Origin of the sequence: Pyramidobacter sp. C12-8 (assembly GCF_002007215.1) — a bacterium.
Classification (GTDB): domain Bacteria; phylum Synergistota; class Synergistia; order Synergistales; family Dethiosulfovibrionaceae; genus Pyramidobacter.
This window is the reverse complement of sequence record NZ_MUHX01000135.1, coordinates 1-229: the sequence shown is the minus strand read 5'-3', so window position 1 is coordinate 229 and position 229 is coordinate 1. Positions and strand designations below refer to the sequence as shown.

Below are 229 nucleotides of genomic sequence, written 5' to 3'. Positions count from 1 at the left end.
AAATCCCCAAAATCTCACCAATCTGCCTACTGTTTAAATTCATTTCATATTTAAGTTGTAATACTTTTTTATTCTTTTCTGATAATTTATCCAATAGTCCTCTCATAACTATTTTTTCTTCAAAACCCTCAGTTTCTTCAAAAATATCACTCATTTCAATGTAAGACATCCTGCTTTGTTTCCTTATATTATCAATATTTTTATTCTTAATAGTTGTAAAAAACCAGCC

The 229-nt window shown here is 27.1% G+C and carries 1 protein-coding gene; it reads right to left on the bottom strand.

The genetic code is table 11. The annotated features are described in order from the left end of the window. On the bottom strand, positions 1-106 hold a 106-nt coding region (locus B0D78_RS13635; RefSeq protein WP_446737335.1), incomplete at its 3' end, for a sigma factor-like helix-turn-helix DNA-binding protein. Positions 107-229 lie beyond the last annotated feature (123 nt).